The organism is Endozoicomonas sp. (assembly GCF_965196975.1).
Lineage (GTDB): Bacteria > Pseudomonadota > Gammaproteobacteria > Pseudomonadales > Endozoicomonadaceae > Endozoicomonas.
The window spans coordinates 3930442-3956426 of sequence record NZ_OZ239981.1; the positions used below are offsets into that span (position 1 = coordinate 3930442).

The 25985-nt window shown below is 48.2% G+C and carries 24 protein-coding genes; 12 read left to right on the top strand and 12 right to left on the bottom strand.

The annotated features are described in order from the left end of the window. Nucleotides 1-85: 85 nt before the first annotated feature. The 3 genes from ACOCLE_RS17730 to focA form a co-directional block, all read right to left on the bottom strand. Entirely contained in the window at nt 86-694 is a 609-nt protein-coding gene (locus tag ACOCLE_RS17730; RefSeq protein ID WP_419533579.1) for a YqiA/YcfP family alpha/beta fold hydrolase, read from the bottom strand. Beyond that, on the bottom strand, nt 691-1236 hold the full coding sequence (locus tag ACOCLE_RS17735) for a TIGR00730 family Rossman fold protein (protein WP_419533580.1): 546 nt from the start codon (nt 1234-1236) through the stop codon (nt 691-693). Before ACOCLE_RS17735 ends, ACOCLE_RS17730 begins: the two co-directional genes overlap by 4 nt. A gap of 157 nt (nt 1237-1393) precedes the next feature. After that, entirely contained in the window at nt 1394-2248 is an 855-nt protein-coding gene (gene focA, locus ACOCLE_RS17740) for a formate transporter FocA (RefSeq protein ID WP_419533581.1), read from the bottom strand. Nucleotides 2249-2567: 319 nt separating this feature from the next. Here focA and ACOCLE_RS17745 point away from each other — a divergent pair, with 319 nt between their 5' ends. Then, on the top strand, nt 2568-3077 hold the full coding sequence (locus tag ACOCLE_RS17745; RefSeq protein WP_419533582.1) for a hypothetical protein: 510 nt from the start codon (nt 2568-2570) through the stop codon (nt 3075-3077). Nucleotides 3078-3088: 11 nt separating this feature from the next. On the opposite strand, the gene ACOCLE_RS17750 is transcribed toward ACOCLE_RS17745, so the two are convergent. The 3 genes from ACOCLE_RS17750 to fusA all read right to left on the bottom strand — a co-directional run bounded on the left by ACOCLE_RS17750 (nt 3089) and on the right by fusA (nt 7970). After that, complete coding sequence (locus ACOCLE_RS17750) at nt 3089-4555, bottom strand: S41 family peptidase (protein WP_419533583.1); 1467 nt, start codon at nt 4553-4555, stop codon at nt 3089-3091. A gap of 82 nt (nt 4556-4637) precedes the next feature. Then, entirely contained in the window at nt 4638-5804 is a 1167-nt protein-coding gene (locus ACOCLE_RS17755; RefSeq protein ID WP_419533584.1) for a murein hydrolase activator EnvC family protein, read from the bottom strand. Between the two features lie 114 nt (nt 5805-5918). Next, nucleotides 5919-7970 (bottom strand): elongation factor G, encoded by a 2052-nt coding sequence (gene fusA, locus ACOCLE_RS17760; RefSeq protein WP_419533585.1) that lies wholly within the window; start codon nt 7968-7970, stop codon nt 5919-5921. 173 nt (nt 7971-8143) lie between these two features. Between fusA and ACOCLE_RS17765 the strand changes: the two genes are divergently transcribed. Then, on the top strand, nt 8144-9511 hold the full coding sequence (locus tag ACOCLE_RS17765; RefSeq protein WP_419533586.1) for a hypothetical protein: 1368 nt from the start codon (nt 8144-8146) through the stop codon (nt 9509-9511). A gap of 106 nt (nt 9512-9617) precedes the next feature. Here the strand turns inward: ACOCLE_RS17765 and ACOCLE_RS17770 are convergent, their stop codons facing one another. The 3 genes from ACOCLE_RS17770 to ACOCLE_RS17780 all read right to left on the bottom strand — a co-directional run bounded on the left by ACOCLE_RS17770 (nt 9618) and on the right by ACOCLE_RS17780 (nt 12434). Next, entirely contained in the window at nt 9618-9839 is a 222-nt protein-coding gene (locus ACOCLE_RS17770) for a winged helix-turn-helix domain-containing protein (RefSeq protein WP_419533587.1), read from the bottom strand. Between the two features lie 39 nt (nt 9840-9878). After that, a complete protein-coding gene (gene tnpC / locus ACOCLE_RS17775) occupies nt 9879-11384 on the bottom strand; it encodes an IS66 family transposase (protein WP_419532963.1) in 1506 nt (501 codons plus the stop codon). 144 nt (nt 11385-11528) lie between these two features. Continuing rightward, a complete protein-coding gene (locus ACOCLE_RS17780; protein ID WP_419533588.1) occupies nt 11529-12434 on the bottom strand; it encodes a hypothetical protein in 906 nt (301 codons plus the stop codon). Between the two features lie 168 nt (nt 12435-12602). Between ACOCLE_RS17780 and ACOCLE_RS17785 the strand changes: the two genes are divergently transcribed. The 4 genes from ACOCLE_RS17785 (at nt 12603) to ACOCLE_RS17800 (ending at nt 16236) form a co-directional block, all read left to right on the top strand. After that, a complete protein-coding gene (locus ACOCLE_RS17785; RefSeq protein ID WP_419533589.1) occupies nt 12603-13538 on the top strand; it encodes an MBL fold metallo-hydrolase in 936 nt (311 codons plus the stop codon). A gap of 273 nt (nt 13539-13811) precedes the next feature. Then, nucleotides 13812-14789 carry a hypothetical protein gene (locus tag ACOCLE_RS17790; RefSeq protein WP_419533590.1) on the top strand — a complete coding sequence of 326 codons (978 nt, stop codon included), beginning with the start codon at nt 13812-13814 and terminating at the stop codon, nt 14787-14789. A 107-nt stretch (nt 14790-14896) separates the two neighbouring features. Further along, nucleotides 14897-15517, top strand: coding sequence for an FKBP-type peptidyl-prolyl cis-trans isomerase (locus ACOCLE_RS17795; RefSeq protein ID WP_419533591.1), 621 nt, complete (start codon nt 14897-14899; stop codon nt 15515-15517). Nucleotides 15518-15789: 272 nt separating this feature from the next. Next, nucleotides 15790-16236 (top strand): hypothetical protein, encoded by a 447-nt coding sequence (locus tag ACOCLE_RS17800; protein WP_419533592.1) that lies wholly within the window; start codon nt 15790-15792, stop codon nt 16234-16236. Nucleotides 16237-16372: 136 nt separating this feature from the next. Here ACOCLE_RS17800 and gpmM read toward each other — a convergent pair whose 3' ends face one another. Further along, entirely contained in the window at nt 16373-17905 is a 1533-nt protein-coding gene (gpmM, locus tag ACOCLE_RS17805) for a 2,3-bisphosphoglycerate-independent phosphoglycerate mutase (RefSeq protein WP_419533593.1), read from the bottom strand. 434 nt (nt 17906-18339) lie between these two features. On the opposite strand from gpmM, the gene ACOCLE_RS17810 reads away from it, so the two are divergent. Continuing rightward, entirely contained in the window at nt 18340-18756 is a 417-nt protein-coding gene (locus tag ACOCLE_RS17810) for a rhodanese-like domain-containing protein (RefSeq protein ID WP_419533594.1), read from the top strand. A gap of 55 nt (nt 18757-18811) precedes the next feature. Beyond that, nucleotides 18812-19309: a protein-export chaperone SecB gene (secB, locus tag ACOCLE_RS17815; RefSeq protein ID WP_419537227.1), complete on the top strand. Its 498-nt coding sequence runs from the start codon at nt 18812-18814 to the stop codon at nt 19307-19309. A 107-nt stretch (nt 19310-19416) separates the two neighbouring features. On the opposite strand, the gene trmL is transcribed toward secB, so the two are convergent. Together trmL and ACOCLE_RS17825 are read right to left on the bottom strand one after the other, a co-directional pair. Then, nucleotides 19417-19881, bottom strand: coding sequence for a tRNA (uridine(34)/cytosine(34)/5-carboxymethylaminomethyluridine(34)-2'-O)-methyltransferase TrmL (trmL, locus tag ACOCLE_RS17820; RefSeq protein ID WP_419533595.1), 465 nt, complete (start codon nt 19879-19881; stop codon nt 19417-19419). A 318-nt stretch (nt 19882-20199) separates the two neighbouring features. Continuing rightward, the gene (locus ACOCLE_RS17825; RefSeq protein WP_419533596.1) at nt 20200-20325 is read right to left on the bottom strand and encodes a hypothetical protein; all 126 of its coding nucleotides are present in this window, start codon (nt 20323-20325) and stop codon (nt 20200-20202) included. A 323-nt stretch (nt 20326-20648) separates the two neighbouring features. Between ACOCLE_RS17825 and ACOCLE_RS17830 the strand changes: the two genes are divergently transcribed. The 4 genes from ACOCLE_RS17830 to ACOCLE_RS17845 all read left to right on the top strand — a co-directional run bounded on the left by ACOCLE_RS17830 (nt 20649) and on the right by ACOCLE_RS17845 (nt 25810). Next, complete coding sequence (locus tag ACOCLE_RS17830; protein WP_419533597.1) at nt 20649-20879, top strand: hypothetical protein; 231 nt, start codon at nt 20649-20651, stop codon at nt 20877-20879. A 350-nt stretch (nt 20880-21229) separates the two neighbouring features. After that, nucleotides 21230-21817, top strand: coding sequence for a hypothetical protein (locus tag ACOCLE_RS17835; RefSeq protein WP_419533598.1), 588 nt, complete (start codon nt 21230-21232; stop codon nt 21815-21817). Between the two features lie 399 nt (nt 21818-22216). Continuing rightward, complete coding sequence (locus tag ACOCLE_RS17840; RefSeq protein ID WP_419533599.1) at nt 22217-24679, top strand: TcfC E-set like domain-containing protein; 2463 nt, start codon at nt 22217-22219, stop codon at nt 24677-24679. A 99-nt stretch (nt 24680-24778) separates the two neighbouring features. Further along, nucleotides 24779-25810 carry a hypothetical protein gene (locus ACOCLE_RS17845; protein ID WP_419533600.1) on the top strand — a complete coding sequence of 344 codons (1032 nt, stop codon included), beginning with the start codon at nt 24779-24781 and terminating at the stop codon, nt 25808-25810. The last annotated feature ends 175 nt before the right edge of the window (nt 25811-25985 follow it).

Consider the following 25985-nt stretch of genomic DNA (forward strand, 5'->3'; position numbering starts at 1 on the left):
ACGGTGACTTGTTCAAACGAATGTCAGAAAATCCTGTGCTGGAAACCTACCGGACTTCACGCTGGCCTACTGCGACAAAGTCTGGTTAAGTCCGACAGGCTCCTAGAAAGTCAAAGACTTCTGGCAGCATTTTCTCAAAATGATCAAAGGCGTGACTGCCTCCTGGCTGAATGATCGATTTGCATTGCTGATATTTTTCCACCGCCATGCGGTAGTCCAGCGTTTCATCTCCCGTCTGTACCATGAGCAGCGTGTTTTCCGGTGATGCTGGCGGGTCTACTTCCAGAAGGAGCAACTGCTCAACATACTCTTCGGTCATTACCCAGTCAGCACCGGTGTGAAAGTTTTTCTGGGGGCCAAGAAACTCTTCGAATCGTTCATGGGGAACAACGGCTGGATTAATCAGCACCAGTCTGGCCTTTTGGCTGTGTCCATTATCCAGTAACCAGCTTTGCAGCCAGGTACCCAGGAAGCCACCAAGAGAGCTGCCAATGATGTAGATATCCCGCAGGTTCAGTGACTTTTTGAGGTGACTCTGTAAACACTGCACGATATCCGACGGGAAAACCGGCAGGTCGGGTATCCATAACTCAAGATCCAACTGGTTGTCTTGCACATACTCTGTCGTTTGAATAGCCTTTCTGGACTGGGATGAACTGTTCAGGCCATGCAGATAGACCAGCAGTGGCTTCATATTCTTGCCCCCATCATTCTATTCACCAGTTCTGCCGGAGAGTCATCAATCACCAACTGGTCATACCAGTACTGGGTAATAAAGCCTTCATCCACGGCATTCTCCAACCAGGCCACTAAATGATCATAATAGCCAGCCGTATTCAAAATGGCACAGGGTTTACCGTGGTAGCCCACCTGCTTATGAGCAATCTCCTGAAACAGTTCATCCATGCTACCAGCACCACCAGACAGCGTGATAAAGCCATCTGCCAGTTCATTCATCTTCTGCTTGCGCTCATGCATGTCATTTACATGAATCAATTCACTCAAACCTTCGTGTGCCTGTTCCTGTTCGACGAGAGCATGGGGAATAACACCCACCACCCTGCCACCACCAGCAATGGCTCGGTCAGCAATAGCTCCCATCAGTCCAATATTGCCGCCACCATAAACAATGGTGATGCCTTGCTCTAACAAAGAGTCCACCAATGCTTCAGCTGCCTGACGATACGCCTCCTTACGACCAGACCGGGCACCACAGAATATTGCGACTGACCTCATGCTTCCCCCATCACGGTAATTTTCATCGATCCATCAGATAATACCAGCCACCAGAGCACCTGACATAAAAGATAGCGAATGCCTGACCATTAAATAAAAAAAAAGCGGCTCTATCGCCGCTTTTAACCGTGTTAATGGTTGCTCAGTGAGATACTGATCAGCCTTTTACACGAAGGTACACAAACCACTTGCTCAATCCCACCATCACACCACCACCGATGATATTACCAATGGTTACCGGCAGCAGATTCATAAAGATGTTGGTCAGATTGATCATATCGAAGTCGGCGGCGGTGTAACCAATCGCCTGCCAGAACTCAGGGCCTGCCAGAGACTTAATCATGTAGCCCATTGGTAGCAGGTACATATTGGCTACGGAGTGCTCAAAACCAGCGACAACAAACGCTGCTACCGGCAGAATACAGGCCATCATTTTACCAGCAGCCGTGCGTGCACTCAGGGTCATCCAGTAGCACAGACAAACCAGCAGGTTACAGAGGATACCCAGGATCAGGGCCTGGAAGAATGGATAGCCCAGTTTGGCCTTGGCAATATACATGGAAGAGAGACCAACCTGTCCATTGCCACCTTCCCAGACACCGCCACCAATAATCAACAGGGCAAAGAGAATAGAACCAATAAAGTTGCCAACGTAAACCAGACTCCAGTTCTTTACGATATTACGGAACTTCAGTTTGCCAGTTGCTTTCCCCATCAGCAGCAGAGTAATGCTGGTAAACAGTTCTGCACCGCAGAGTACTACGAGCATCAGACCGGTACTGAACACGATACCACCGACCAGCTTGGACATACCGTAAGGCATGCCTTGAGCACCGGCCATAACAACGGAATAAAACATTCCGGCAATGGCAACAAAGATACCGGCCATAATCGCCAGGATCACGGTTACTTCAGGATGTTTTTTTGCTTTGCCTATTGCCGCCTGCTCAGCCAGCTTTGCCATTTCCGCAGGAGGAACTGCACCATAGTTGGGCATATTTTGAACTTGCATGGGGGTTATCCACAGCCAATCGATTTTGGCGCTAAGTCTATCAGTGAGAAGAATCGGGCATCAGAGTGGTAAATTCAGCGGGTATTGCGAAAAATACTTAGTACACGGTCTGTACACTTCATGAAAATGAATCAGCGAACAAAAATAGTGCATTAAAAAATAGATAGAGTTTGCGCAAAAGAACAGTTGATTCTTGTGATAAATACAGAGAGGATAAAGTAAGTTGTCTTATAAAAAAGCTGTTCAATATCTACTGGCATAAAGCTACCGTTTTCCGGTTCTTCATACCAATGAAGAGAAGGATGGAGGAAAAGGTGCCATGAATGGTCATCTGTTAATCATTGCCTTAGGAGTAACGGTTCTGAGCACTGCTCAGGCAGACGACCATGTAAATATGATGGGCGCTGTTGATCTGGTTACTGAACAACGTTCCGAAGTTTCCCAAAGTAAAGACCACTCCTCTACCATTGAGCTAAGCAACCAACCATTGAGCCCAGCGGATAATGCCAAAGGCCTGCGCATTGATTATCAGCCATTTGATAACAACTTCAGTATGTCTGCAGGCAGCTTCCACCATTCATCCAAAGACTCACAAAGTGCACGTTATAACAACAAAACTTACCTTGGCGTAGGCTGGAAAAAAATGGTTGATCAGGCCAGGCTGGGGGTTCGAGTCGACATTGGCGCCGTTTATGAAAATAATGAGGGGAGCAACCTTGCCTCCCCTACCGTCAATAGTTTGAAGTCCATCTCAAAAAACAATTTCGATGAAACAAATACAGCCCGCTGGCAGCCCGTCATCAATTTTGGTGTATCCTATCGATTCTAAGCTTTTTTAAGCTATGGAGCCGTTTTCATAGGTTTAAGTGCAGCGGTTTTCTTTTCATCAACCTTACCAGCTGTAACCGCATTAATGTGCATTCCTTTTAATACGTTCAATGCCTGATTCAGTTGATAATCCTGAGCGAGCAGCTCGGCAACCTCTTTCTCTGCCTTACTGGAATTCACTTTCTTACCGCTGGATGCCTCATCTTTGTTGCCATTGCTAAGATGTCGTTGCAGGTCAGCTTCCTTATACTGCTGAGGGGCATCAATCGGTGTGACTTTGGCGCGATGAACAACAATATCCGGTTTAATACCTTCGGCCTGAATGGAGCGACCATTGGGCGTGTAATATAAGGCAGTGGTCAGCTTTAACCCCTTTTCCGAATCAACGCTTAATGGTAATACCGTTTGTACAGATCCCTTACCAAAAGACTCAGTGCCCATCAAAACCGCACGTTTGTGATCCTGTAATGCACCGGCAACAATCTCTGAAGCCGATGCAGAGCCACCATTAATCAGTACCACCAGAGGCACCCCTTGAGAAGGATCATCGGCAGTGGCGTTAAAACGCAGTTCTGAGTTTGGAATTCGCCCTTCGGTATAAACAATCAGGCCTTCACTGATGAACGCATCGGTAACACCAACTGCTGCCTGAAGTACCCCCCCAGGGTTATTGCGAAGGTCAAGAACCAGACCGTGAAGTTTGTCGCCTTTCTGCTTTTTCTTCAGCTCATTCAACGTATCAACCAGTTCTTTACCAGTATCCGCTTGAAACTGACTGACACGGATATAGCCGTAGCCTGGCTCAAGCGTCTTCGCCTTGACACTCTGGACTTTAATAACTGCACGTTCCAGAGAGACGTCAAGTGGTTTCTCTTCACCTTCGCGAACAATGGTCAGTTTGATGGGAGTACCAGCCTTACCCCGCATCTTGTCAACCGAATCTCCCAGGCTCATTCCTTTAACTGAAATATCATCCAGCTTGATAATCAGATCCCCAGCCTGAATGCCAGCTTTGGAGGCTGGTGTATCATCAATGGGGCTGACCACCTTGATAAACCCATCTTCCATACCCACTTCAATACCAAGCCCACCAAACTCACCAGAAGTATTTTCTTCAAGCTCTTTAAAGTCGTCTGGTTTCAAATACGCCGAGTGCGGATCAAGGCCACTGAGCATTCCCTGAATGGCATTTTCGAGCAGCGTCTTGTCATCCACTTCCTCAACGTAGGCCTTTTTAATGCGCTCCATCACTTCAGTAAAGGTACGAAGTTCATCCAGGGGAAGCCGGCCTTTCTGTTCTTTGGGATGCTCGGCATCCAGCTCAACCTGGACACTCTGGCTGGCGTTCCCGGAAGCAGGAATCTCAAGCGCCTGAGGCTCCTCGCTGACAGAATCAGCCCAGCCAGTCAGTGCCAGACTGGTGGCCAGAGCCAGAGATGAAGCCTTGAAAAGCCGGTTGAGGTTTAAATTCAAATTCATGAATGCTCCCGAGCATTTTTTAAAATCAGTGAAGTATAGGAATTACTTATCGGTCTCACCGATCGAAACTACACTGAATTACCTACCGGCCAAGCCATAAAGAAGGATTCTGGGGTTTACCATTTTGCCGCACTTCAAAATAGACCCCTTCGGCTTGCTGTCCACCACTCTGGCCACTTAATGCCAGAGGTTCACCTGCCAGCACGGTATCACCTTCCTGCTTGAGAATGGAGTCATTGTGGGCATAAAGCGTCAGGAAGTTATCACCATGATCAACGATCGCCAAAAGGCCATAACTGCTTAACCAGTCTGCGAAAATGACCCGCCCATCGTGCACGGCATTCACAGTGGTTCCTGATTTAGTGGCAATAAACATTCCCTGCCACCGCATGCGGGTTTCCGGATTCTGATCATTGAACGAAAACAGCACTTTGCCATTGACCGGCCAGAGAAGCTTGCCTTTGCGGTTCTTGAAGGACTGGCTGTTGCTGAGTTTACGGCTGATGATACTGGCCAGCACCTTATCCAGCTTTTCCCGTTCCTGCTCCAGCTGTTGCAATTCCCTACCGCCTTTGCGATAGCGATTTGCGAGGTCACTCAGCAGTTTCTTACGCTCTGCTTGCTGTTTGACCAGCTTTTGCTTCTTCTGATCAATCAATACTTTCTCTTCACTCAGCTGAGCAATGAGTTCATGGCGACTGTTTTTTACTGACTCAAGTTCAGCTACCGTTTTTTCATACTCTCGAATCGACTGAAGCTGGGCCTGCTGAAAATAATCCAGATAAACCAGCTGGCGGGACACACTCTCCGGGTCTTCCTGATTCAACAGGAGTTTGATGCGGCTATCCCCCAGGCTTTTATGGAGTGACTGCAGACTTTGGGCAACCTGAGTCTTCTGCTGCTCACTTTTTGCCGTCAGTTGTTCCTGACGGCTCTGGAGCTTTTTTATTTCGCCCTGCCCCTCCTTGAGGCGAGTTTCAAGGTTGCTGATATCGCTGTTCAGTTGATGGATAGCCTTATCATTTTTCTGAACCTGATCCTGGGCAGAAGATCTTTCCGCATTCAATGATTCCAGCAACTTCTTTGCATGCTGAATATCACTATCAATGGCTTTGATTTCTGCCTCGGTCGTGGCTTGCTCATTACTCATTCCCCACTGGGGAGTCATCGAGAACACTGCAAATACCAGCGCTGAGAGCACCCTCTTCTTTTTGTCTCTGCTATGGATCAGCGAATTGAAAAACGTCATGGAAGGAATCTTTGGCTGTTGGCTAAAACACTACCAGTATGCCTGCAATTAAAAGACAGATATAGATGAGGAAAAAGAGGGCACTCAACTCAGTGAATTGAGTGCCACAGGAGATTATTGCCTGGCGTCAGCAATCAGAGTTTTCTGGACATTAGCAGGAACCTGCTCATAACGGCTGAAAGCCATGGAAAACTCCCCCTCTCCGGAGGTCATGGATTTCAAGGCGTTACTGTATTCCATAATACTGGCCAGGGGAGCCTCTGCCTCAATGCAAACTTCATCCCCTTCTCTGGACTCCGATCCGGTGATCATTCCCCGGTCAGCAGAAAGGTGGCCGGTAATATCTCCTACGCTCCATACTGGAGCTGTCACTTTTATCGCCATATAAGGTTCAAGGATTACCGGTTCCGCACGGCTGATGGCATCAAGAAAAGCCTTCTTTCCCGCTGTGACAAAGGCGATTTCTTTTGAATCCACACTGTGATGCTTACCATCATAGACAACAACCCGAATATCCTGCATCGGGTAACCGGCGATGGCGCCTGAACTCATCACCTCACGGACGCCTTTTTCCACAGCTGGCATGTACTGACTCGGTATCACACCACCAACAACCTCACTGGCAAACTCAAAGCCAGCCCCTCTTGATAGCGGCTCGATTCGCAGGAAAACTTCGCCGAACTGGCCAGAGCCTCCACTCTGTTTTTTATGTCGATGGTGCCCTTCTGAGGGTTTCAGAATGGTTTCATGGTAGGCAACCCTTGGTAAGCGTGTACTCACTTCAAGATTATATACCGCCTGCATTTTTTCCAGAACGATCTGCAGATGCACACTTCCGAGGCCGCAGATAATGGTTTCATTCTGGGATTCGCGGTGCTCAACGACCAGGCTGGGATCCTCAAGCACCATGCGGTGCAGGGCATCCGACAATTTCTGTTCATCACCATGACGAGTGGTATCTATAGCCAGACTACTCATGGGCTCAGGGAAGGCCAGAGGCTCCAGATAAAAGTGATCTTCATCATGGGAGTCATGGAGTACCCCATCAAAGTGGATGTTATCCACTTTTGCGACGGCACAAATATCCCCAGGGCCAGCAGAGCTAACCTCCAGTGACTGGTCTCCCTGCAGTTTCAACAGATGATTTACCCTGAAGGCTTTGCGTCCATCGCCAATATAGAGCTGGCTGCCTGTTTCTACGGTCCCCTGGTGGATTCTAAATACCCCCATGCGGCCTATGAACGGGTCGGTTACTACCTTGAACACATGGGCTAGGGTATGCGCTTCAGGGTCCGCAGTCACCAGAGCCGGAACGCCCTCCTCTCCCATTTTCGCCCCTTCTTTCTTCATGAACAGTGGTGCATTCCCTTCTTCAGGAGTCGGCATTAGCTCACTGATGATTCTCAGGAGTTGATCCACCCCAGCCCCTGTTCTGGCGGAAACAAAGCAGACAGGCAGCAGGTGGCCCTCCCGCAGACACTGTTCAAAAGGATCATGGAGTTGAGGCGGTTCAATGGACTGTCCCTGCTCAAGATAGAGATCCATCAGGTCATCATCTACCTCGATTACCTGTTCAACCAGGCGATCATGTGCCTCATTGACTGAGCTGAAAGCAACCTCTGCGGTACAGTCTGGCTGGAAATAACAGTCCACAACCTGAGAATGATCACTGGAGGGAAGGTTGATCGGCAGACAGTGCTGACCAAAACGATCCTGCAGAGCAGTTAATGTGCTTTCTGCCTTAGCATCACTAGCATCACAGTGATTGATAATAATCAGCCCGCATTTTTTCCGGCTTCGGACCTGTTCAAACGACTTGCGGGCAATCTGCTCCACCCCCTGCCGGGCATTGATAACCAGTGCAACTGATTCAACCGCAGGCAGGATGCTCATAGCCCGGCCAAAGAGTTCAGGGGTTCCGGGAGTATCAATCAGGTTAATGCGGGTATTGTGGGAATGAAGATGAAAAAGTGAGGTTTCCAGTGAGTGGCCAGCTTTTTGCTCCTGAGGCGTATAGTCCGTAGCCCTTCGCCCCTCCGGGTCAGTTATGGCTCCGGCCTCTCTCAGGAGCGATTCAATCAAGGCAGACTTGCCACTGCCGGAGTGGCCCAGAAGGGCAATATTTCGGATAGGGTCGCTGTGTAACTCAGCCATGCCGCTTTTCATAACGAGCGCCTCACATCTTCATTGTTATCATTGGTTCTGAGTATATGGAGGCTGTAATCGGGTTATCTTGCCAGATGTCAATAAACCGGAATAAAGGGCAACCCACCTTTTATTACTGAACTAAATTAAAAATGATAAGAAAAAAACAAAAGAGTTTAGAAAGGATTCTCTCGATGCTCTCGGACTACCACTATCTCCGCAAATGGCTTAAGCAGGCTGATTTGATTATCAAAAATGGAGAGGGATCCTCTCCTGCCCGTTTAAATGAGAAAAAACAGATAGTTGCAGGGAAAAGCCTGAAAAAGGGGTTACTAAAGAAAGTGTCTTCCATGAAAGGCAACACTGAGCGGGAGCTAATAAAGTCAGTTTGCCTGAAAACAGCCAGAAAAGCAGACCAACTGGGCTGTGAAATGGGTCTTGAAGAGCAGTTCACCCGCATTTATACCCAGTTTGACTGGCAATCAGCGACAATCGAAGGTGTTGCTAACACGATCCGCAGCCTTGTAGACAGCGCCCATGGACAGGCAATTGAAACGGTCAGTATTCTGGAAAAAAGTATAAATACCGGTTTTAGCCGCCACTGCAATGAACTTTCAGAACTCACAGAAAGTGACTGGTTTTCCAGATTGCTCGAGCAGCTGAATAATACCTGGAAACAGTTCCATGCAAAAAATAATTCAGACAAAGATCTGAGTTATTTTAAAAACCTTCTGGTAGAAACCACCAGCGAAAAGATACGGGCTCGGCAGGAAGCCGATGAAGCACCGGATGAAACACTGATTAACTGTGTCAGTGAGGCTATTAACCAGGCCATCACAGAATTTGTAAACAAACACCAGAAAGACAGAAAAGACATCGAATGGGTTGTATACCCAATAAACTCACTCACCAGGGATCAGGAAAACCCGATGGCATCAGCGCAGGCGTATGCCGAAACACCGAAAGCACTTCAGAGCATCACCAGTCAACAACTTATTGCATCTGGTCTGATAGCAAACCCTCTGGAATATAAGGCCTTCAGCGAAGACCTTGGCCGCATATATATGGAATGGCCGGGAATAGAGCCTCGCCTGAAGGCCTTTCGCAAACTACAGGTATTTAACCCGGGACTGAGTAATGATGATTTCAGTATCCTGATGCGTCGGTGGTCTTATGATGAGCAGGAGCGCTGGTGCAATATCCTGAATAACACGCCATTTGAAAATAATGACGCTGCCTCCCCCATTCTTGCTGAAGTTTTTCGTCAAGCCATTCATACACTGGGAAGAAATGGACACCTGCACCCCCGGGTACTGAATGCGATTCAGTTTATTGGTCTGAAAAGTTTGTCAACCAGCAACATTATTGACCAGCTTCAAGCCTTCAGCACACTCTGCTATGGGCTTGATGGCCAGTGTCTGAGCGCGGAGGAGATGGCAGGTATCATCAATAAGGCATCAATGAGTCCAGATACCATCCAGAAAATCATCAACGCCTGGCATGACCCTGAAGAGCTTGAAGAACTGGCTGACGAGCTTTCAGAGGGCAGAGTTCAACCATAAGCTCATGCTTGAAAACTGTAGTTATTTTCTGCTGTTCAAGATTGCTCAACATCAACCCAGTGGGATGCACTCGTAATTAATGAAAAATAGGGGGTAGGCTGCTTACTTATTTTAGCCTTCCAATGTCGTTAATATCCCCAAACTTTAATCCCATCCGATGAACCAGTTTTTTCACTGAGCTCTCTTGATACACGACAGAAAATTGAAGCTGTATTAACTCTTTTACACTCGCAGAAGACCACTTGTACTCATCAATCCCAAAATCACCAGGTTTGCTGCGCATTAAAATCAACTTAAGCTTATCTCTTTGAGAATCATTTAAACCCACGATCCTTCTATCATCTCGAGAGCTATTATTTGTTGGTAACTATTCAGCACCCAGCAAAGGCGTATTGTTGTAATTTCGAACCGCTTTAAGAAGCGCCTGAAATATGTTCAACCCCTGCTTTTTAGCAGATGATAAATAGCTTCGGATTCGGGTAAACATGGTACCTCCGTCTTCGCTTCTGAAGCAGCCTGAGATCTTCTGCTTAAGTTTGGCCATCCTGGCATCACGTTCACTGCCATTGTTATCGAAGGGAATTGAAAAGTCCGACATGAAGCGCAACGTTTCAACCTTAAACTCAATAAGCCTTTTGAACAGGTTGTAGGCCTTGGTATTCCTGACCTTCTTACGTCCAAGCACCTGTCGTTGTTTTTCCATATAAGCGGTTTCCTTCGTGAGAGCCCTTTGAAGGATTTGGTCGTATATCGTCTCAATGCGAAGCTGTATTGCACCAGGCATTTGAGTCAGACCGGCTGCTTTGTATTTCTTGCAGAAGTGCCAGGAGAGCGTAAGCAATTTCATCAGCCGCAGAGCCAGCTTATTCGCATCCCTATCGACAACTCCCTGAAGCTCTCTCAGATGATGGGCATTACAAAGCACATGCACTGCCGCATAGGCAAAGTAGGACTTCCAATGATCGTGAACCAGAATGCCTGCAAAAGTCAGCAGGATGCCCATTGCATCCATTGCTTCACAACCTCGCCTTTCTGAGAGGTAGTAAAGCGTCCATTGGTCATCTCGCATAATGTGTAACCACCACAGTGAACCGTCAACCCGCATGCCAGTTTCATCCGCTCCTGCAACCGGACTTTCTTGTAAAGCATCGCGGATACTCTGCTCAGTAGAGGCCAGGTTCTCATGGGTATAGGCAACAAAATTGGCAACAGAGCCTGCGCTGACACTCATGCAATAAATAGTATTGAAATACTCAGACACCCGGTGATATGGGATGAAGTGATACTGGTTTAAATGAACAGCCATTGCCTGAGTCACTTCTCCGTATTGAGCAGCGGCTTTCACTCCTTGGGGAAACTCAGCGGTGTTCCGTTTACCACAAGGACATACTTTAACGTCTGCCCAGTACGCGGTAACTTCAAATTCTCCGGGTCTACCTGGATCAAAAACCTGTCGCTCAATGTATTTGGTGGGTTTAATATCGATAAGCGAAGACTGGCAACAGCAACATTTTTCAACCTTCAGATGCCTGACATAATCGGGTAAGGCGACACGTCTCAAACAAGAGCCTTGATGACCTTTCTGGCCACCTGGTTTATTGCCTGAAGATGGTCTAAGGCTTTTGGGGTTCGGTGTTTCCTGTGAGGAGCAGGGGGCTTCTTTGGAAGATGTATCACCTTTATCACTCCCTTTTTTACTGGGCTTTTGATAACCATCTGACGATGGTGGCTTACTACTGTTTTGACTGTTTTTATTAACCCTTTCTTCCAGTTCGCTGCAACGTTCCCGTAAAAGCGCATTCTCGGTCCGAAGCTCTTCATTCTCTTTAAGGAGAGCTTCGGTAAACGGAGTAGCTGGGAAGTCTGGTTCCATACTGGAGATTTGTTAGAAAAATTGAGTATAAGATGATGGTCGAAAAATCAGAAAATTCCAGATTTATATGAAGGGTGCTGAATAGTTACATTTGTTGATAAACCGCTTGACCAAGAATGAGATGAAAGCCAATCAGTTTTATGCCTATTTATAATATCTGAGAGTTTTAGCTCTTCCCCCCCCCCTCGAAACCTCCTTTACGTAACGATCAAGCTCTTCGCCTGCATCAGGGAATAACGATTTCGCATCATCAATCAGTTCTTTAAGTAGAGCTTCGTCTCTTTTTCGCTTTTTGTAATTTTGATTAAAACTCAGGCATTCTTCAGTCACTTGGAACTGTTTATCCCAACTTCTATCAACGAAACAGCCATAGCTTTGTCGAACGCCATTGCTTGTATATATGCTGCAGATATTTTCAGCAGTATCACCCTCGAGTCTAGATCTTCGATGATCTACCAATAGATCAGCTGCTCCTGTATAGCCATAATAAGCACTTCTTTTTGTCGGCCCAATGGGTGGGTCTAAGGGCTTGTCTTCGCTTACGTGATCCAGCTTCTGCTTTACCGCCTTTTTAGGTTTTGAAAGATCAAGAATGACAGCACTGTCTTTCGACATTTCATTAGATTCACACTGGTATTTATCACAAGCTGTTTCACCGCACTCAACTTTTGCTTTTTTACGCGCTGGCTCTTTGTCATCTTCTTCCTCTACAACTGAACTGCTAGCTTCACCTGCAAGAGTTTCGTCTTTGTGAAGCCGGGGAACTGCATATTCCTCATTTTTATTGTGCTGCTGTTCACTTACACCTTCTCCAAGATACCGGACTGGAGATACCTCTCGAACATCACCATGTTTCACGAGTGACTCTATACCTGCTGCTTCCTCTACCCTGAACGGGGAGTGTGAGCCAGTAACTTCTTTACGGCCCTCCGTTTCTCTGCATTGATGCATAGAAAAAAAAGCTGATTCATGAGTAGTTTTCTTTGTACTAATGCCAGATTGTATGGAAGACAAATGTGACTGATGATCAAAATGCCTAGGAAAATCCATCTATAAATCTCTAATAAAAAATACGTTATATTGGTAAGGTCAACTTAGACAACGAGAAAAGAAAGACATTCATAAGCAATATGAAGAACATCTCTGGTACACTTCTTTATATACTCAAATCCCAATCAGATACTCATGAGACTGACTTTTCTCGGAACATCAGCAGGTATGCCAACTACCGACAGAAATGTCACTGCACTGGCTCTTGCTATTGATGATGCTAAACAGTGGTATCTGGTGGATTGTGGTGAAGGAACACAGCATCAATTGCTTCGCTGTCGCTATACACTCAGTAATCTCAAAACCATCTTTATTACTCATGTTCACGGCGATCACATGTACGGCCTGCCAGGGCTGATTACCTCCGCCAGTATGCAGGGACGGCAAGCCCCCCTGACCATCTGCGCACCGGATGGCGTACAGCAGTTTGTTGAAGCCGCATTACACTACTCAGATGTCTCCCACCTTCCATTCAGTATTGAGTATATTCACAGTGACCAGTCAGATTTTCAGTATCAGGATAATCAGGTAACAGTGACCGCTCATGAGCTCTCTCATCGTGTTCCCAGCTTCGCTTATCGTTTTGTGGAGAAAACATTAAGCACTCAACTCAATATTGACCAACTGAATACGCTGGGAGTCCCCAAGGGAAAGCTGTGGGGACTGTTGCAAAAAGGACAGGAAGTCACTCTTGAAGATGGCAGACGTATTTCTCCTGAGCAGGTTATGCAACCTCCACCTGGTAGCCGCATCGCGGTGATTGCGGGAGATAACGATAAGCCAGAGCTATTAATTGATGCCCTTCAGGGTGCGCATGTCTTGGTTCATGAAGCCACGCTAACCGATGCGGCTCTGCAAAAGGTCGGCCCAGTCTGGATGCACAGCTCAGCTCGTATGGTTGCAGAAGCTGCTGAGGCCAGTGGTGTTCCAAACCTGATCCTTACCCACTTCAGTGGGCGCTACCAACTCTCTCCTGAAGCGGGCCCAAACAGTGTATTGGCATTAAAAGCTGAAGCTGAAAGTTATTGCTCCTGTAATATCGGTATGGCCACAGATTTAAGTGTTTGGGAGCTAGATCGGGCAAATCGGTTAATTACCGCTTGAATACACAACCCTCATTCGTCAGACATATCATGATCGCTAAATGACGATAATTGAGTTTTCAGAATAAAGTTAACGACCATCCCGCTAAAACCAGGTAAGCGATCGTCAGCAAGCATATACAACATCACACTTTCAAAACACCTGATAGATGTGAGTATTAAAATCAGAAGCGCACTGGTGACAGAGCCTGAAAAAGCATAAATCTGCTGAACCAAGTTACCGTTTGACGGTCTCACGTTACCAGTTCTTCGTTCATATGATGGCAAAGGTGGAATGATGGTAGCTAAAAGAAAGATGGTTTTTTCTTATTTTATTATCATCGTTCTGAAAACCATCCCTGTCGTTTCGGCATTTGAAGGCAGTAGTGCTGCAGGTCTATCTCCATATTCATCCGATAATGCAACCAGTGACACCAGAAACCCCGAAATTACTGTAGACTCTAATCTGGCTGAGTTTCTCTATCCTTATGCCCTCACCAGCCTTTTGGCATACAGCTATAAACTGGAGCACTCAAACCCTCAAAGAAGCCAGTGGAACATTGTCCGCCTTGAGCATCAGCAGTTAAAACCGTTAACCGCCTCTGATCTCCTTACCACTGAAGCTGAAACGCATTTCAATCAGAAAACCGGCCGCTTCGAAGGAAGGTCCTCTGGGTTACAGGCTCGTGGTCTTATTCATACACCCACTGATACCCTTATTCTTGGATTTGCGGGCACCGTCTTCGAGGCTAACTATCGCAGCCTGGTCACCATGACGGCCTCGTTTCAAATCTCTCAAAATTACGAACCCGAAATTTTGCATGAAGCTGCTTACCTTTGTAAAAGCCTCAATGAAAGCCGTCGTTTTAAACGCATAGTGCTAACAGGAAGCTCTCTGGGAGGAGCCATAGCACAGTACGCAAGTTTGGCCTGTGGCTCTCAGGCGATCGTTTTTAATACTTTGACTCTTCCTGAGAAGCTACGCCTGAAAGCAGTCCTCTCTCGCAGCCAGATGGATCGAGCGCCTGCACACAGGATCCTGAAAGAGCACGAAAAGACGTTGATAGTAAGCAAAGTTCAAGGGGAGAGCCTCAATACCCTAAACTCATGGAGTCACTATTTTTTACAAAGCTCCCTCCCAAAAGGGGTGGCCGTTTTCGTTATCCCATCTGCAAATCCAACCTCAAGCCCTATTTCCCGACACTGGGCGCCTGCTATCGTGCATGCCCTGGAAAAACAAGCAGGATATTACTTCGAAAGTAGCGACTTGTAGCTTAACCAGCATACAGAAAATCGGATTTGCTACGGCTTATCGCCCCACTGTTTTTCTGGTAATCGTGATACACTCCCATGCTTGGTTCATAAAGAAGTTGATTATTAATGTCTGATATCTACAAAACCATGGAAGAACGGGTCAGCTACGGTATTGGCCGCCAGATGGGAGATCAACTGGCATCCAACCCAATCGCTGGCTTATCGATTGATGCGGTACTGGCTGGTCTGGCTGATGCTCTGAATGGGGCAGAAAGCGCGGTTTCCCATGAAGACCTGCATGCAGCATTTACCGAGATGCAAAAGCGCCTGCAGGCTGAAGAAGCAGAAAAAGCACGTGTTCTGTCTGCAGAAGGTGAGCAGTTTCTGGCAGAAAACGCGAAACGCGAAGGTGTTCAGGTCACTGAATCCGGCCTGCAGTTTGAAGTGATTACTGAAGGCAGTGGTGAAAAGCCAACTCGTGCCAGTACCGTAAGAACTCATTACCACGGCACCCTGATTGACGGCACCGTATTCGATAGCTCCGTTCAACGTGGCGAACCTGCGGAATTTCCGGTATCTGGAGTGATTGCAGGCTGGACTGAAGCTCTGCAAATGATGAATGTGGGCTCCAAATGGAAACTGTTTGTTCCTTATCACCTCGCTTATGGCGAGCGCGGTGCAGGTGGTGCAATCGGCCCATACACGACACTGGTTTTCGAAGTTGAACTGCTGGATGTCGTAGCCTGAATATAGCTACCCAGCTGAATAAGCAAAGTGATTTTGTAAACGAAAAATCACTTTGCCGCTGTATTTTTTGTGCAAAGAAACCTTAATGGGAATACTTATTGAAAAGCCGGCGTTCTTAAGTCTAAATATTTATAAATTTAAATAAGCATTAAAATAGATTGTAAAGATTGAATGCATTTAAAACCACACACTATCCTAGATTAAGTCAATCATGATTCCTGCATATTCAGGATACTGATAATTATAAATATGGTTTAGAACAGGGCTTGATTATGGATACTAAAAAATCACTAAACCGTCAGGGCATCGAAAAGAGGACAGTAGAAGAGCTATCCTCTGAAGTTGTCATGACTGAAGTTCAAGACTCTTTGTCCTCAATTTCTCCCCCTGTTAACAATCCCCCCCCTAAACAGATGCTCTCCCGCTTAGTATCCATACTGGATACAATGCCCCACATCAGCTTCAACTTATCAGGGTTGCCTGAGTATAAAAACTATCACGAGTTCGTTGACGAGTGGAAAGAAGACTTTCAGACGCGTATTTATCTCATTCAAGAACTATCTGATTCAGTTATCGAACGTTATAAGGACTTGAAGACAATCTTCAAAGAACACGGGGAAGAGCACATAGAAGAATTCATAGATAGCTTCAAAGCACGAAAAGCTTTGATGATGGGTCAACATAATTTACGTTTTAATTTTCATAACACACCCGGATGATCTACCCACAGTATGGCGAAAGGATAAAGCAGAAATCTGGATCCGAAAATATACAAGAAGATTAGTCATTTTAAATAAACTCAGTTGTGGATAAGTATATAGCTACACTTATCCACAACAGGGAATACTGAAAAATTTACTTAACCAGCAAAGATTTTCCAGACATCTCGGCAGGCTGTTCCACACCCATCAAATCCAGCAGGGTTGGAGCCAGGTCAGACAGAATACCGTCTTTCAGCTGAATAGCCTGAGGTCCCGCGTAAACCAGAGGAACCAGCTCACAGGTGTGGGCAGTGTGCGCCTGACCGGTTGTCGGGTCTTCCATCTGCTCGGCGTTACCGTGGTCAGCGGTGATCAGGCACTGGCCACCCACCTCTTCCAGGGCTTCCACCACACGGCCGATGCTTTCGTCTACCGCTTCAACTGCCTTAACCGCTGCATTGAAGTCACCGGTATGGCCAACCATATCGCAGTTTGCGTAGTTACAGATGATCAGGTCGTGCTCACCACTGCGAATTTCCTGAACCAGACGATCGGTGACTTCAGGAGCACTCATTTCTGGCTGAAGATCGTAGGTTGCTACTTTTGGAGAGGCGACCAGCACACGCTTCTCACCATCAAACGGCTCTTCACGACCGCCACTGAAGAAGAAGGTTACGTGAGCGTACTTCTCGGTTTCAGCAATACGGAGCTGGGTCTTGCCCAGTTTCTCCATGTATTCACCCAGCGTGTTCACCAGCTCACTTGGCGGGAACGCACAAGGTGCATGAATGTCCGCAGAGTACTGAGTCAGCATCACGAAGCCAGCCAGACTGGCCACACGGCTGCGCTGGAAACCTTCAAAGTCCTGATCAACAAATGCACGGGTGATTTCACGGGCACGGTCAGCACGGAAGTTCATAAATACCAGTGCGTCGCCATCGTTCAGGCGGGCTGCTTCCGCACCGATCACAGTCGCTTTGACAAACTCATCGTTTTCATCACGCTCATAAGCGGCCTTCAGGCCTTCTACAGCGGTTGCAGCAGAGAACTCGGCCTTGCCATCAGTGATGAGGTCATAAGCCTGCTGTACACGATCCCAGCGGTTATCACGATCCATGGCGAAGTAACGACCGATCAGGCTGGCTACACGGCCGATGCCTTTCTCTTTCAGCAGGGCGTCCAGTTTTTCCAGGGACGATTCAGCGCTGCGCGGTGGGGTATCACGACCATCCAGGAAGGCGTGTACATAGACTTCTTTAGCACCACGACGGGCAGCCAGCTCAATCATGGCATGAATGTGGTCTTCATGGCTGTGAACACCACCGAGTGAAACCAGCCCCATAATATGAACGGCTTTACCTGCACTGATGGCTTTATCCACAACGCCGGTAATCACATCGTTTTCGTAGAAGTCGCCGTCCTGAATGGCTTTGGTAATGCGGGTCAGCTCCTGGTAAACCACGCGACCGGCACCCAGATTCATATGGCCAACTTCACTGTTACCCATCTGGCCGTCGGGCAGGCCAACGTCCATTCCGGAGCCGGAAACGAAGCTGTGAGGGTTATCTTTCCAAAGACGGTCCATTACCGGCGTTTTGGCGGCCAGAATGGCGTTGCTGTCTTTTTCTTCACGGTAGCCGTAACCATCAAGGATGATCAGGGCGGTAGGTGTGCGCTTATCAGTCATGGGCTCTTAACCTTGGCGAACTGGATGGCCATAGAAAAGGCTGCGTCTGGAAGCGTGTCCGAGATAAGGCTGCATTTTTGTCTTATCAGCCTGCGTCAGCGATCTCTTGAACCAACCTCATGGTGAGTGGAATGGTTCGCATTCTACCTGCTTTGCCGCCGGTTTCCAGTGAAATGCCAGTAATTGCAAACTATCACATCAGAAGGCGTCAACCGGCGATATTCCTTGGAAATTTCTGCAATTTCCTGAAATTATCCGCACAATTATCACCGACAACCTTTATACGGTAATTTTAGTTGGCGAAGGGTTTTTGTACTAACGCACAATGCAGACAAAAAGCCTGCCAGCTTTTTTCCGTGGTTTCGTCCTTACTTTCCTGAGGCGGGATAAGTATACTTGCCTCCTTTCAATTTATAGATTGACAGCTTGTCGGCATGGAACAATTCATAGAGTTTATCATTAACCACCCCCTGCACGTTGGTGCACTGGTGGCGCTGGCCAGCGCACTGGCCTTCACTGAAATGCGTAAGGGTGGGCAGAGTGTTTCCACCGCCCAGCTGACCCAAATGGTCAATCAGGACCAGGGTGTGGTGATCGACGTTCGGGAAAAAGCAGACTTTTCCAAAGGTCATATCGTAAACGCCATCAACATTCCTTATGCAAAAATCAAGGAACGTGCTGGCGAACTGGAAAAATACCGTGAAAAGACCATCATTGTGGTCGACGCCATGGGACAACACAGCTGCAGTGTTGGCAAAACGCTGAAAACTGAAGGCTTTGCCAATGTGGTCAGGCTTCAGGGTGGTATGTCTACCTGGACCTCTGACAGCCTGCCAGTCGTCAAGAAATAGGCTCAGGCTGGACAATCTGCACGATCGTTACCAAAATGCGTTATTCGCTTAGTTCATCAAAAGTAAGGAAATGACAATGGCTGATAATCAGCAGCAGGCACCGCAGTTTGCGTTGCAGCGAATCTACATGAAAGATATCTCCTTTGAATCTCCAAAGGCGCCTGAAATCTTTCAGAAGCAGTGGCAGCCAGAAGTCAAACTGGACCTGAGCACCAGCAACCGTCCGCTGGAAGAAGGCCTGTACGAAGTGGTTCTGTCCCTGACCGTGACCGTAGAAAACGGTACTGAAGACAGCAAGGAAACGGCTTTCGTGACTGAAGTGCATCAAGCAGGTGTCTTCCTGGCCAAAGGTCTGGACGAAGAAGAACTGCACCGTACCCTGGGTGCTTTCTGCCCGAACATCCTGTTCCCATACGCCCGTGAAGCCATCGATAACCTGGTACTGCGTGGCAGCTTCCCTCCGCTCATGCTGGCGCCAGTGAACTTCGACGCACTTTACATGCAGGCTCGCGAACAGCAGTCCGCTCAGCAGCAGCCAGAAGCCTTTAACTGATAAACGCGACCCGTTTCCCGCTTACCGATGCCCGAACAAGCCAGATCACCTGCGCTGTTGTGGGAAACGGGAAACGGGAAACGGGAAACGGGAAACGATCTAACAATCTAACTTCCTCCTGCAAACCCCATCTGCCGCCAGGCTTCATAGACCATCACTGCCACCGTATTGGACAGATTCAAGCTCCGGCTGTCCGGGAGCATGGGTAATCTCAACACCTGATCTTGAGGCAGAGACGCCAGTATTTCCGCTGGTAAGCCACGGGTTTCCGGGCCAAAGAGCAGAGCATCTCCCTCACGAAACGCGCAGCAACTGTAATTACTGGTACCCTTGGTGCTCAATGCCAGCACACGACCCGGTTTGACGGTTTCCAGAAAGCTCGGGTAGTCCGGGTGAATCTTCAGCTCGGCAAACTCATGATAATCCAGCCCGGCCCGCTTCAACCGTTGATCATCCAGCTCAAAGCCCAGGGGTTCTATGAGATGCAGGCGAAAGCCGGTATTGGCACAGAGGCGGATGATATTGCCGGTATTGGGGGGGATTTCCGGCTGGTAGAGAACAACATCAAGCATGGGCAGATCCAACAGATGACAGAGCGCCAATCATAGAGCATCTGGAGGGGGTGGAACTACAGAGAGCAATGATTTTTGAACCACAAAGAGCACTGGTAATTGCTCCTCGGTAACTGCTCCATGCGTTACCCTAACTCCCGCTTCCATGCAGTCGTGCATTACCAGCACGTCCACCATCCTTGGCGGTCGCATAAAGAAAAGATTTTTGGTTTTTTCTACCAAAAACTCAGACCTACCTCAATTTCCATAGATCCAGGATAGAAAACCTTTATGGGCTCTGTGGTCTTTGTGGTTCAAAAGGCTTTTGATCTCAACAGCCTAGCCAGCCTGGGTAAACCCGAAGATCATCACCAGTGTCAAAAACAAGGCGAGCATATTACCGCCACAGCCATAGCGGAACAGTTTGCTGTCATTGCGATTGTGGTCGTAGGGAGACAAGTCCATTGTCAAAAGCCTCAAATCGGGGATTCATACAAAGAGATGTCTTTTAAGAATAGTTTATGAATCTGGTGTTCAAGGTGGATGGAACCAGTGGCTATTTATGGGGAGTCAACGGTTAGTCAGTGTTTTCATCACAAAGTGCTCAACGTACACAGCATTTTTTTATGCTGTCACTATCACACTCCAGTGAAAACCAAAAACAAGGAAATAGTTTCCAAGTCTGTACTTCGTCGCAGCGAACCAATAACCAAAACACATTAAGAGTCTTGTGCCCTGTGCGGTTCAGGAAAAAACCGATGACATTTCTGTGACAGTGAAAAGTGATAATGAAGCGTGGAATGGCTGATCATTCAGGCGGCTTCGGCATAATGCATCAGCCAGGAAGCTGGATGGGAATAAGCAGCATTTTCAGCTGTGAAGAAGCGATAGAAAAACGCAACAAATTGGTAAGTAGTGAGACAGACTGTGCGAGCATAAAACTGACAATTATCGACCAAGCACAGATGCTCGCACACACCCCATTCGTAAAAACCGAAAGTCAGCAAAATTTATTGTGATACGAGTCACAAAAAGCTTGAGTATTATTCCGAGATGTTGAAAATCGGGGATCGATATAATGGCTGACCAAAAGTTTACAATCTGTCTGAAAGTCATACAGCAGAGGGCTTTGGTCACAAAACAACCATTATCCGGTGTTGACTTGAAAAGGTTTGTGACTGGGTTTGTGGAAAGTGTGAATCGTTAACTGTAAATAGTGACTGGTTAAGCGTAACAAGCGGGGTTGCCCCTTATCTATTCACTCTTCACCATTGACTATTCCCCTTTTCCCCAATCACCAACCAGGCGACATCGGATCAGAACGTAATCACAGGCAAACGGCAGCTAACCACTGCATGGGGGCAAAAGAATGAAAACATTAAAGACATTGGCACTGGCGACGGCGGTTTCTGCAGGTTTATTGGGTTCTGGCGCTATAGCTGCAGCAACTCCAGGTGTCGACGGCTTGCTAGGAGCTACATCTGAAGGATCATTCGATATTAATCTGGACATCAAGGGACAAATTATTATCAAGGGTCTTGAAAGTGTAGACTTCTCAGCCCCTCTTGGCAAAGGGGATCTCATTGGAGGTACTCAACACTGTGTATCAACCAATAGTGTTGGCGGTAAATATGCAATTACTGCATCAAGTGACAATGCAGATGGCAACAAATTCAGGCTGATGAGCCCAGATGCAGCTGATTTCGTGGAATACAATGTATATTACTCAGTTGGAAAGTTAGCCACTTCAACTATTCCTGGAAGTAAAGCCACTCTCAAATCTGGGGAAACCAACGACAATGGGGCAGCTGGATTCGTATCAAACGATAGCACTCTAGCTTGTAATGATGATAACGCAACAGTCTTTGTGGAAATCCCAGAAGCAAATGTCAAAACTGCTACAAGCCAGATTGGTGCTTGGACTGATACTTTAACACTCCTCGTAGCTCCCATTTAAGTTAAGCCATGTAGGTCGGTTCGCTTGCGAGCCGACGATGAAGGTTATCAAAAAGAGCCGACAAATAAGATCAGAATAGTCTGAACCCAATGTCGGCAACCGCTCTGCGGTTACCGACCTACAAATTTCCAGCAGCCCTCAACACAGGGTATGTATTCCCACGCAGGACCCACAGGGCCTAAAAGCATGGGAACGAGACAAATCAAAAACTTTGTGCCTCTGTGCCTTTGTGGTGCAAACAAAAACCAACAGCCTCCACCCAATGTGGAAGCCCAATAAATCTCAGTGAGCTTTGTGAGCTCCGTGGTTAAACACCCAGGATAAGATTCAGTTATTATGCGTCGTTGGAAGTGCATCATCTCAATGCTTTTTGCATTTCCCATGTTCACTTTCAGTCACATGGCATACACTGATGACCCTATTTTTCTCGCCGCAACCAACCCACCCGATGGTTTTGAAGAACTCAGCGGTACCCAGCAATCCCTGGTGGATATCTACTTCGGCAACCGCTATATCGGTTCCCAGCTGGCCTCGTTCAGCCCCGGCATTATTGAGCTGCCCAACCCGGCCGAACTGATCCGCCAGATTGGTAACCTGAATGACCCAACCCTGATCGTCAGCACCCTGACTGGTGAACTGAACAGCCATGCGGATCGGGTCTGTCTGACGGATAATTCACAAAACTGTGGCATTCTGGAAACGCCGGTGGCCGGTGTGATCTTTGACGAGTCCCGCTTCCGGGTGGATATCTTCATCAATCGTCGTTTTATGCTGACCCGTGCTGCTGATGTGCGCAAATACCTGCCGCCTTCCGATGCGGGCTTTGCCTTGATGCAGAACTTCTCTGCGGCCGTTTCTGGCTCCAGTGCCGAGGGCAGCGATAACAGTTACACCCTGAACGGCCTGACCATGGCCGCCTGGGAAGAGAACAGCCTGTACTGGAGCTGGGACTATTCCGATACCAACCACTTCTCCGTCAGCCAGTTCTACGGTCAGCGGGATTTTGAAGGGCTGGAATACAACGGTGGCCTGTTATCCACCAGCGGCTTTGGCCTGAACCTGACTTCTGACCAGCCCATGGTTGGCCTGAGAATCAACAGTTCCGACAATACACGGGAAGACCTGGACTTCTCCGGCGGTATGCCGGTGGAAATCTTTCTGCCCACCCGTGGTCGGGTAGAGGTTCGGAAAGATGACCGCCTGATCGACAGCGCATTCTTCGAAGCAGGCTCACAGCAGCTGGACACCACCAGCTTTCCCAGTGGCGCTTACGATATTGAGATTCGTATTCTGGATGAGAACGGCAACCTGATCTCCACCGAAACCCGCTTCTTTGCCAAGCAGAGCCAGATTCCCCCCATCGGTGAGTGGCTGTTCTTTGCGGAATCCGGCCGACTGGTAAATCGTGAAGCCGACAAAGCCCTGCCAGAGCTTACCGAGCAGTGGCTGACCCGTGCTGGGGCCAGCCGCCGGGTGTTTGATACCCTGGCTGCTACCGGTGCGGTGGCCATTAATAATGACGATGCCCTGATGGAGTTCGGGCTGTACCACTTTGGCTACCGTTATGAAATTTCCCCATCACTGATGCTGGCGGATAATGGCAGCAAGGGGTTTACCGTCAACAGCCGACTGACCTTGGGTGACCTTTCCCTTTCAGGTAACTATCGTCGTTTATGGCACGACGAACCCATTGATAATGATGTCGATGACAATGGCGAAGAGATTCCCGGCCTGTTTGGCAATGCCTTTGAGCAGCACTCGTTGTCGGCGTCCATGCCCCTGCTCGATGGCAGCCTGGGCTACCGTTACAGCCTGAACCAGAGCTATGACGACAACAATGAAGAACAGGACCCGACCCGGACTCACAGTCTGGACTATCGCCGCACCCTGTTCCGCACCTTTGATTACGATGGTGATATCACCCTGAGCTTGAGCAAATCCGGCGATACCGAGATTGGTCTGGTCAGCTTCAGCTTCCGTTATCGGGAAGACCGCTGGAACTTCCGGGCTACGCCACGGGCCGAAGTCAGCAAGCGTGACGGTGAAACGGACAGCTCTGAACGACTCCGCCTTTCAGCTTCATGGGATGATGGTGATCTGCTGGACGGCGACCTCCGTTTTGATGCGGGCGTTGAAGGAGGAACCGGCGATGACCGCATGGATGGCAGCGTACAGTACGCCAACCGCTATGGTCGGGCCAGCTTCAGTGCCAGCCATACCCGTGGCGATACCAGCAATACCACCTCCTGGGGTGGCAGCATGAGCACCAGCTTCCTAACCGATGGTGACGTGTTTGCCCTGGGCGGTGAAGAGCGTGCCGAGAGTGCTCTGGTGGTGAATCTGGACGGCCGACCTGGTGATGTGTTTGACGTTAAGGTCAATGGTCAGCGTCGTGGTTATGCCATCGCCGGTTCGCCATCCATTATTGCCCTGTCACCCTACGAGCAGTATCGGGTCAGCCTGAGCCCGGCCGGTGAAACCCTGTACAGTTTTGATGAGCGCGAAAAGACTGTGACACTTTACCCTGGTAATGTGGTGACACTCGATTACGAAGCGATCCCGCTGCAGCTGCTGTTTGGACGACTGCTGTTTAATGGTCAGCCTTTAGAAGGAGCGCGCATCAACGGTGGCCTCTACCCTGGCAGCACCGACGATATCGGTATGTTCCAGCTGGAAACCCGCTCCGATGTGGGCAACCTGCAGGTTGAACTGGACAATGGCTGGTTATGCCAGCTGCCCGTGAAACCACTGGATGCCGGTTACGTATTGCAGATGGGCACCATTGATCTTGCCGATACCCAGTGCGCACCGCTGCTGGAAGGCCAGCTGGCGATTACTAAGCGGGATGATATCGACCAATAATTTCATTTCTCCATCACTTCTCAGCCTGCTGAAATCTGCAGGCTGAGAAACGTCGTATAAGATCCCTTACCAAAGACAACCTATTCATCAGGACTTATTGTGAGCGCTGTTGTCACACAAACCGCTGAGAAGGTGAAGTTCCTTTCACTGTACTCTCTTTTTCTTTTCGCCCTTTCAACCCTTCAAGCGACACCTGTTTACGCTGACAGTGACTGCTTTGACAACAACTGTGATCAGGATGGAAAGTACTGGGTTAAGATAAAGCGCCTGCCTGAAGAACTGGAGCTGCCGGCCTGGGGTGGTGAAGAGGTTGTCTCTGGTAGTACCGGAGTCAGCAGTGGCAAACAATTTTGTACCATTGCCTTTTTAGAAGGCAGCCCACGGGAGATGTTTGATCTTCAGATCACGATTGATGGCTCATCTTCATCAGGTCAGTACCTGCTGAACAATGGCGGCTATTCGATACCGGTAACCTTCGAGATCAGCGATACAACTGGCAGCGCGCCACAGGCAAAGCAGATATTTACCCCCGGACAACGCATTACGTTAAAGGGAAACAACAATTATCAGCAATGCAGGGACAATGAGCTGACGATTTCGGCTTCCGTTGCCAGGCAGGATATTATTGCTACAGTCAGGACCGGCACTTATACCGGATTCTTCCGGGTATCATCGCAATCAACCATGGATGCCACCAGCCTGGGGCCGGTATGGATGGAGTTTGAGGTAGAAATTGAAATATTACCGGTCATTCAAATTCTCGGGCTGGAAGATATTACGCTGCAGCCCAATGGGAATTCAGCAACAGGCAGCCACCAATTCTGTGTGTTTGCCATGGGAGCCAATAAATTCGCACTGGAAGCATCCAGCTCCGTTGGAGCTGAGCGACCTAACCAGAAGTTCGCTCTGCAGAACGGCAACAGCAGTTACATTGAATACAACCTGACCGTCTCTGACTCTGCAGGAAGAAGCAGGTACTATTTCAGAAACAGAGAAAAGGATGGTTTTACCCCAACTACTGAACAGCAGTGCCTGGTTCCCAATATGACGGTGAACGTCAATGCACCCGATATTAGCGAGGCAACGGGAGCTTATAGCGACACCATGACGTTTACGGTAACTCCTGATTAAGCTTTTCTTCCCTGCTTCAGTTCACTGAATGGTTTCACCGGTTGGATTTTTTGGGAAAAATCCATCACACTGGCATCGACACCTGACTGGATAAAATGGGTTTATAACTCAATAAAATCAGTTACATTAGTCACACGTAAGAATAATAAAACAGGGCTCGGCCATCTTTTGTTTC